Origin of the sequence: Kitasatospora sp. NPDC057500 (assembly GCF_042802195.1) — a bacterium.
Classification (GTDB): Bacteria; Actinomycetota; Actinomycetes; order Streptomycetales; family Streptomycetaceae; genus Kitasatospora.
On sequence record NZ_JBHVER010000305.1, the window covers coordinates 1 to 6,553 of the forward strand.

Annotated in this window: 9 protein-coding genes; 5 read left to right on the plus strand and 4 right to left on the minus strand. The window is 73.8% G+C overall.

Annotation, left to right across the window (positions count from 1 at the left end; translation table 11 throughout):
* Positions 1–68 precede the first annotated feature (68 nt).
* Positions 69–623, minus strand: coding sequence for an NADPH-dependent FMN reductase (ssuE, locus tag ACFU74_RS35045; protein ID WP_380764183.1), 555 nt, complete (start codon positions 621–623; stop codon positions 69–71).
* Positions 624–1,117: 494 nt separating this feature from the next.
* Here ssuE and ACFU74_RS35050 point away from each other — a divergent pair, with 494 nt between their 5' ends.
* Both ACFU74_RS35050 and ACFU74_RS35055 read left to right on the plus strand, forming a co-directional pair.
* Complete coding sequence (locus ACFU74_RS35050; RefSeq protein WP_380764184.1) at positions 1,118–2,488, plus strand: LCP family protein; 1,371 nt, start codon at positions 1,118–1,120, stop codon at positions 2,486–2,488.
* 47 nt (positions 2,489–2,535) lie between these two features.
* Complete coding sequence (locus tag ACFU74_RS35055) at positions 2,536–3,000, plus strand: hypothetical protein (protein WP_380764185.1); 465 nt, start codon at positions 2,536–2,538, stop codon at positions 2,998–3,000.
* Between the two features lie 50 nt (positions 3,001–3,050).
* Here ACFU74_RS35055 and ACFU74_RS35060 read toward each other — a convergent pair whose 3' ends face one another.
* Positions 3,051–3,671, minus strand: a complete 621-nt coding sequence (locus tag ACFU74_RS35060; RefSeq protein ID WP_380764186.1) for a hypothetical protein — start codon at positions 3,669–3,671, stop codon at positions 3,051–3,053.
* A gap of 290 nt (positions 3,672–3,961) precedes the next feature.
* Here ACFU74_RS35060 and ACFU74_RS35065 point away from each other — a divergent pair, with 290 nt between their 5' ends.
* Positions 3,962–4,234, plus strand: coding sequence for a hypothetical protein (locus ACFU74_RS35065; RefSeq protein ID WP_380764187.1), 273 nt, complete (start codon positions 3,962–3,964; stop codon positions 4,232–4,234).
* 9 nt (positions 4,235–4,243) lie between these two features.
* Here the strand turns inward: ACFU74_RS35065 and ACFU74_RS35070 are convergent, their stop codons facing one another.
* Together ACFU74_RS35070 and ACFU74_RS35075 are read right to left on the minus strand one after the other, a co-directional pair.
* Positions 4,244–5,020 (minus strand): arylamine N-acetyltransferase, encoded by a 777-nt coding sequence (locus ACFU74_RS35070; protein WP_380764191.1) that lies wholly within the window; start codon positions 5,018–5,020, stop codon positions 4,244–4,246.
* 140 nt (positions 5,021–5,160) lie between these two features.
* Positions 5,161–5,493 carry a hypothetical protein gene (locus ACFU74_RS35075; RefSeq protein WP_380764188.1) on the minus strand — a complete coding sequence of 111 codons (333 nt, stop codon included), beginning with the start codon at positions 5,491–5,493 and terminating at the stop codon, positions 5,161–5,163.
* A gap of 128 nt (positions 5,494–5,621) precedes the next feature.
* Between ACFU74_RS35075 and ACFU74_RS35080 the strand changes: the two genes are divergently transcribed.
* Entirely contained in the window at positions 5,622–6,206 is a 585-nt protein-coding gene (locus ACFU74_RS35080) for an RNA polymerase sigma factor (protein ID WP_380764189.1), read from the plus strand.
* 147 nt (positions 6,207–6,353) lie between these two features.
* The coding region (locus tag ACFU74_RS35085; protein ID WP_380764190.1) for a hypothetical protein at positions 6,354–6,553 on the plus strand (200 nt) is incomplete at its 3' end.

Sequence of the window (6,553 nt, forward strand, 5' to 3'; positions counted from 1 at the left end):
CGCCCGGCGTGCGCCGGGCGGGGCCTGGGGTGGTCCGGGGGCCCGCCGCACGGGGCGCCGGGCGGGCGTCAGGACGCCAGGGCCGGGGCCGCCCGGCGCTCCAGGGCGGCCGCGAACGCGTTCACGACGGGCCGCAGCAGCACGTCGGTCTCGCGCTCGATCACGGTGGTGCCGTCCTCCCGCACGGAGATGTGACGGTCCAGCACGAACCAGCCCTGGGTGATGTGGTCGGCGCCCATCGAGCTGAGCACCGGCCGCAGCGCGTAGTCCACCGCCAGCACGTGCGCGGTGGAGCCGCCGGTGGCGAGCGGCAGGACGGCCTTGTCGCGCAGCGCGTACTGCGGCAGCACGTCCAGCAGCGCCTTGAGCAGGCCCGAGTACGCGGCCTTGTAGACCGGGGTGCCGATCACCACGCCGTCGGCCTGCGCGAACAGCTCCAGGGCGGCGGCCAGCTCCGGGTGCGACAGGTCGGCGGAGAGCAGCGCGTGCGCGGGCAGGGCGCGCACCTCGAAGGGGACGACGCGGTGGCCGCGCTCCTCCAGCCGTGCGTCGACGAGGCGCAGCAGACGGGTGGTGCGGGAGGTCGGGGACGGGGAGCCGGAGACGGACAGGACGGTGGCCATGGGTTCACCTCGGGGAGGAAGCGGGGCGACGCGCAGGCGGCACGGGGCGCTCACCGGGCACGGGCGGCACCGGCCGGGCGGACGGGGACCGGCCTACCGGCGGGCAGCGGTGAACGCGCCGCGCGGGCGGCGTCGTGAAGAAGGGAGAGGAGGAGTGGTGGGGTTCGACGGGCGCGCGTCAGCCACAACAGAGCGAACGGGACACACGCAGCAGGTCGACGTGCCGCCGACGCGTGAGGGTCCATCGCTGATCCATGGCTGTCATGCAAACACGCAGCGTTCCGGACGGTCAAGGTTCGTCCCGCCAGGCGAACACCAGGTGAGACGGATGATGAGACGGCGGCGCGCGGGATCCCGCCGGGCGGACGGGGCCCGCGCCGCCCGTCGGCACCTTGCCGCGGAACGATCCGGTGCGTGCATCAAAACTGCTACAAGCGCCCTGGTGGGGGCCCCGGGGGGAGTCACCGGTCCCGGCGTCGGGCATTCTCTCCCACATGAACACGTGGCAGGAGGGCCGCCCGGGCGGCGGCGGGAACCCGTACGGCGGCGGCAACGGTGGCGGGGGCCCCGCGTACGGGCACGGCGGTGGCGCGGAGCCGCCGCTGCCCGCCGGGCTGAACCCGCGCGGGCCGGGCGCCCCGGCGCCCCGGCAGCCCCAGCCGCAGGCGCAGCCGCCCCAGCAGGGCCGCCGGCCGCAGCCGCCCGGGTACGGGCCGGCGCAGGGCTACGGCCAGGGCCAGGGCCACGGGCAGCCGGGGCAGCCGGGCCGGCCGGGGGTGCCGGCCCAGGGGGCTCCCCGCGGCCTCGGCGCGCCGGGCGGGCCCGGTGGCCCGATACCTCCCGGCGGTCCGCAGACGCCCGCCGGCGCGCGGTCCTCGCGCTGGCCCCGGCGCCGGATCGTCAAGTGGTCGGTCTTCGGCGTGCTGATCGCCATGATGGTCACCGCGGTCTCCACCTGGTTCTGGGCGGACTCCAAGCTCAACCACGAGAAGGTGCTCGCCGACTACCCGGGCCGCCCCGCGGCGGGCAAGGGCACCAACTGGCTGATCGTGGGCTCCGACAGCCGCAACGGCCTGTCCGACTCCCAGGAGGAGGACCTGCACACCGGCCACGCGGGCGGCAAGCGCAGCGACTCGATGATGATCCTGCACGTCGGGGACAACGGGAACACCCTGATGAGCATCCCGCGCGACTCCTGGGTGCCGATCCCCGAGCACACCGGCGAGAACGGCAAGACCGTCAAGTCGACCACCTCGAAGATCAATTCGGCGTTCGCGGCGGGTGGCGGCAAGCTGCTCGCGCAGACCGTCGAGATGAACACCGGCATCCGCATCGACCACTACGCCGAGATCGGCTTCGCCGGCTTCGTGGGCATCGTCGACTCGGTCGGCGGCGTGGACATGTGCATCGAGCAGGACGTCAAGGACAAGGACTCCGGCCTCGACCTCAAGGCCGGCTGCCAGAACCTCGACGGCACCCAGGCGCTGGCCTTCGTCCGCCAGCGCCACCAGATGGCCGACCAGGACCTCGGCCGGATGCGCAACCAGCAGAAGTTCCTCGGCGCACTGGCCAAGCAGGCGGCCTCGCCGGCCACCGTGCTCAACCCGTTCACCTTCTACCCGCTGGTCTCCTCCGGCCTCGGCACGCTGATCGTCGACGAGGACGCCGGGCTGACCGACCTGGGCTCGCTGTTCCTCGCCATGAAGGACGTCAACGGCGGCGGCGGCAAGAGCATCACCGTGCCGATCGCCAACCCGGACTTCAAGACCAACACCGGGGAGTCGGCGGTGAAGTGGGACACGGCCAAGGCCAAGCAGGTCTTCGACGCCTTCAAGAACGACACCGCCGTGCCGGACGTGAAGTAACCGCGGACGCGCGTGACTCATCGTTACACGGCGGACACAATGGGTGGATGCCACTCGTCACCGCGCTGATCTACCGCCGCCGTCACCGCCTCCTGGGCCGCCTGGTCCAGGAGGCGCTCGCGTTCTACGGGATGGAGGTGCCGGCCGCCGCCGAGATCGGGCCCGGCCTCGTCGTGTTCCACCGGGGCTTCGGCACCGTGCTGCACCCGTACACCACGCTCGGCGCCGGGGTGACGCTGTACAACGGCGTGACGGTCGGACGGGCCGACCCGTGGGTGCCGCAGGAGCGCAGCGCGATGCGGCGGGTGGTGGTGGAGGACGGCGCGGTGCTGTGCGCGGGAGCCAAGGTGATCTGCAAGGAGGGCGTGCTGACCGTCGGCGCGGGGACCGTCGTGGGCGCCAACGCGGTGCTGACCCGCTCGACCGGGCCGGGCGAGATCTGGGCCGGCGCCCCCGCCCGCCGGGTCGGCCTGCGGGCGGGTTGGCCGACGGGCGAGCCGGTACTCGGCTGAGCCCGGTTCGGGCCCGACAGAGCGCACTTCGAGCGCGGTTCGACCGCGGCTCAGTGGACGGCCACGCCCGGGAGGTGGCCGGTGGCGCACTCGGCGTAGCGGTGGACGGGCTCGCCCTGCCCGCCGCCGCCCTCGCGTTCGCCCGCGAAGCCGTGGTGGATCGCCCGTCCGTCGTGCCCGTCGGCCCAGCGGGCGCGCGCCAGGTGGACGACGAGGGTGGCCGGGTGCTGCGGCTGGGGGCGCTCCAGGACGAGTTCGCGCACGCGCTCCCCCGGCGGGAAGGTGACCACGGCCTCGCTGGTCCGCAGCCGCGCCCGGCGAGGCTCCCACTCCACCGCCCAGTACGCGGACACCGTGACCTCCAGCCGCCCGTCGAGGCCGTCCTCGTCCGGCCGGACGTACTCCTCGTCGGGGACCCAGCGCGCGTGGTTGCGGATGTCGTCCGGGCCGAACCATTCGGCCCAGGTCACCCAGTAGCCCGCGACGCGCTTGATCGTCATGTCCTCGCGGGCGATCCGGACCGGGATGCGGGTCGGGCTGGCGGGCTCGCTCAGCATCAGGACGCGACCGTCCCGGTCGACCCGGAGGTCTCCCTGCGGCTCGAACGACAGGACGGTCACCTGCTCGAAGGTCACCTCGCCGTCGTCCCTGCGCCGACTCTTCTGCCTCATGCGTGAACCACCTTGCCGGAAAGCGGAGTTGAACGGTTCGCGGCCACCCCGGGGGCGGGCCGGCCGCGCCTCGCGCAGCATATGGCGCACGGTCGGCCGCAACGCGTGATTCCGGCGAATCCCCACGGAGTGGACGGCGCGCGGCTATTCTGCGCCCGCACACGGCGCCACGCGCGCCCCCGGACACCCGCGCGCGCCGGAAGCGCGCCCCACGGACGGCCCCCGCCCCGTCGGGCACGCCCGGCACCTTCCCCTTGCCCCGACCGCACGGTCCGGCTGATCCTGGGCCGATGCCGGGGCAGCGCAGGAGGAAACGTCAGCACCACGAGGCGTCGCAGCGGTCCGCCGCCCGCTTCGCACCGGAGAACGGCCGTTGGGAGGTGCTCCTGGAGACCGGGGACGAGTCGGAGTTCTTCGCCTTCGTCCGGCGGATCCACGGCCCGGACAGCGGGATCGACCGTTCGGCGGTACGGCCGGACAGGTTCTGCGCCCGCGAGCCCGGGCGGGCGTGGTGCCGGGTGAGCCTCTTCGTTCCGCACCCGGCCACGCCGTCCGACGCCTGAGCGCCGGCCTCAGGGGGCGGTCGGAAGGCGGTCCAGGGTGATGCCGAAGTGGGTGCGGTAGGCGGCGAGGGCTGCGTCCGGGGCGAGCAGTTCCTCGCTGCGGGTGCCGTCCGGGGCGGTGCGCAGGAGGCGGGTGCCGCCGGTGGCGCGGGTGCTGTTGAGGGTGGTCCGGCCGCCGTCCGGGGTGGGGCGGGAGCAGGTGGTCCCGCGGGTGAAGAGCGAGCCGGGTGACGTGGTCTGCCACCAGCAGGTCGGCACGAAGTCGGCCAGTGTGTGCGGGCGCAGTTCCAGCCGGTACTGCGGCTCGCCGTCGAGACGGACGTCGAGGTCGTCGGCCGTACCGCTCGGCAGGAGGGTGAACACGCCCGCCGGGTCGTGCTGTTCGCCGCGCTCGTCGAGCAGCAGCGGGCGGCGGGCGAACCGTCCGAATCCCACGTCCACCAGCCACGCGGCGCCGTCCGCCGCCACCCGCAGCGCGAGGTGGTCGAACGGCGGCCCCGGCTTCGCGCCGTTGAAGACCCGTGCCGCGAGCAGGTCCACCCGGTAGCCGAGCGCGCGCAGCAACGCGGCGAAGGCGCCGTTGAGTTCGTAGCAGAACCCGCCGCGCCGCCGGTCGACGATCTTCTCCAGCAGCGCGGCGGGTTCCAGCACCACGGACTCGCCGAGGTGGATGCTCAGGTTCTCGAACGGCACCGCGTCCAGGTGCGCCTCCTGCAGCCGCGCCAGCTCGTCGGCACCTGCCCGCCCGGGCCGCGCGGCCCCGATCCGGTCGAGGTACGCGGCCACCTGGTCGGCGGTGAGGACGGCTTCGGGGTTCGTCGCGGCTTCGTTCTTCGAGGGTTCGTTCTTCGAGGGTTCGTTCTTCGAGGGTTCGTCCACGCCTCCATCCAAGCGGACGCGGACCCTCCGGCCATCAGTCCAGAGGCCTAGGCCGTCGGGTCCCAGGCGAGTGTCAGGACGAACCACAGGGCGGCGACGTAGCGGCGGTGGCGGCGCGGGCCGGGGGCCAGCCGCCGGGACAGTTCCGCCCGCCACCGCGGCAGCAGCCGGAGCCGGGCGGCGCCGGTCAGTTGCGGGCCGACGAGCGCGGTCAGCAGGACGCCCGGCACGCGCAGCAGGGCGTTGCGGCACACGGCGGTGGTGACTTCGAGGACGACGGCGGCCAGCACCGCCGCCAGCAGGGCGGTGCGCCAGCCCGTGACGTCCTCGCCGAGGAGGACGGTGTGCGGGGCGACCGGGGGAACCATGGAGTGCTTCATGCCTCCTCGACGAGGACGGGGTGCTCGCACTGCCACCGACACCCTTGCAAGGAACAGGAGTTCCGCATCGTCGGAGGAGTGAGGGATGGCGACGGACCACCCCCGCGAAGTCCAACGGAAGGACGCCCATGGCGAAGTCGGAAGGGGCGGGCGCTCATGGCTCGCCCCCGTCGGCGCCGATGAGCGAGGCGCATCTTGAGGAGCTCGTCCGCGACCTCCTGCCGCGCCTGGTGACCAGTCTCCGCGAGATGACGCACGACGAGCAGACGGCCGAGAACATCGCCGCCAGGACCTGCATGGTCGTGATCAACGAGGTCCGCAAGGGGACGGTGTTCCACCGGCCGGTGATCGCCTACGCCACCACCGTGGCGCGTCGGATGGCCATCGACCACTGGAGGTCGGCCGCCGCCCGCCGGGAGGAGCCGGTCGCGGAGATCCCCGAGGGGAGCCGGCCCGCGACGGCCGGAGACCCCGGCCACGACCACCCGGGCGCCCGGCTGGAGTTCGAGGAGCTGCTGCGGATCGTCCACAAGGCGATCGGCGACCAGCGGCAGGCGCGGATCTGGGAGCTCCACCACATCTGGCTCTGGAAGGGGGCCGAGATCGCCGAGACCCTCGGGATCTCCGCGTCCACCGTGTCCCGCGAGTTGAAGCGGGCGAACGAGCGGGCGCGGACAGCACCGGTCCCGCTGCCGCGCAGGGAAGCCGACTGAGTGACTGGGTCCGCGTCTAGGGTCCGCGGGCCGGCCGTCCGGCCGGTCCGCGGGTCCGGGTCGGGGCGCCAGAGAGGAGCCTCGAGGGCCGGCGGTCGTCGTCTAGCCCACGACCGACCACCGACCCCGTCACGGGAAGGAAAACGTATGCAGGAGTTCGTGCGGCCGACATGGGGGGCGCTGCCGCAGAACCAGCAGGGGGCCGGGGGGGCCGAGGTGTTCGAGAGCTGGGACCTGGTGTACGCCGAGCTGTCCGCGGGGGCGGACGCCCTCGGCGACGCCGTCGGGGAGCAGGCGGGGGACCTGTCGATGTGGGACGTTCCGTGGTCCGTCACGGAGACGGGGGG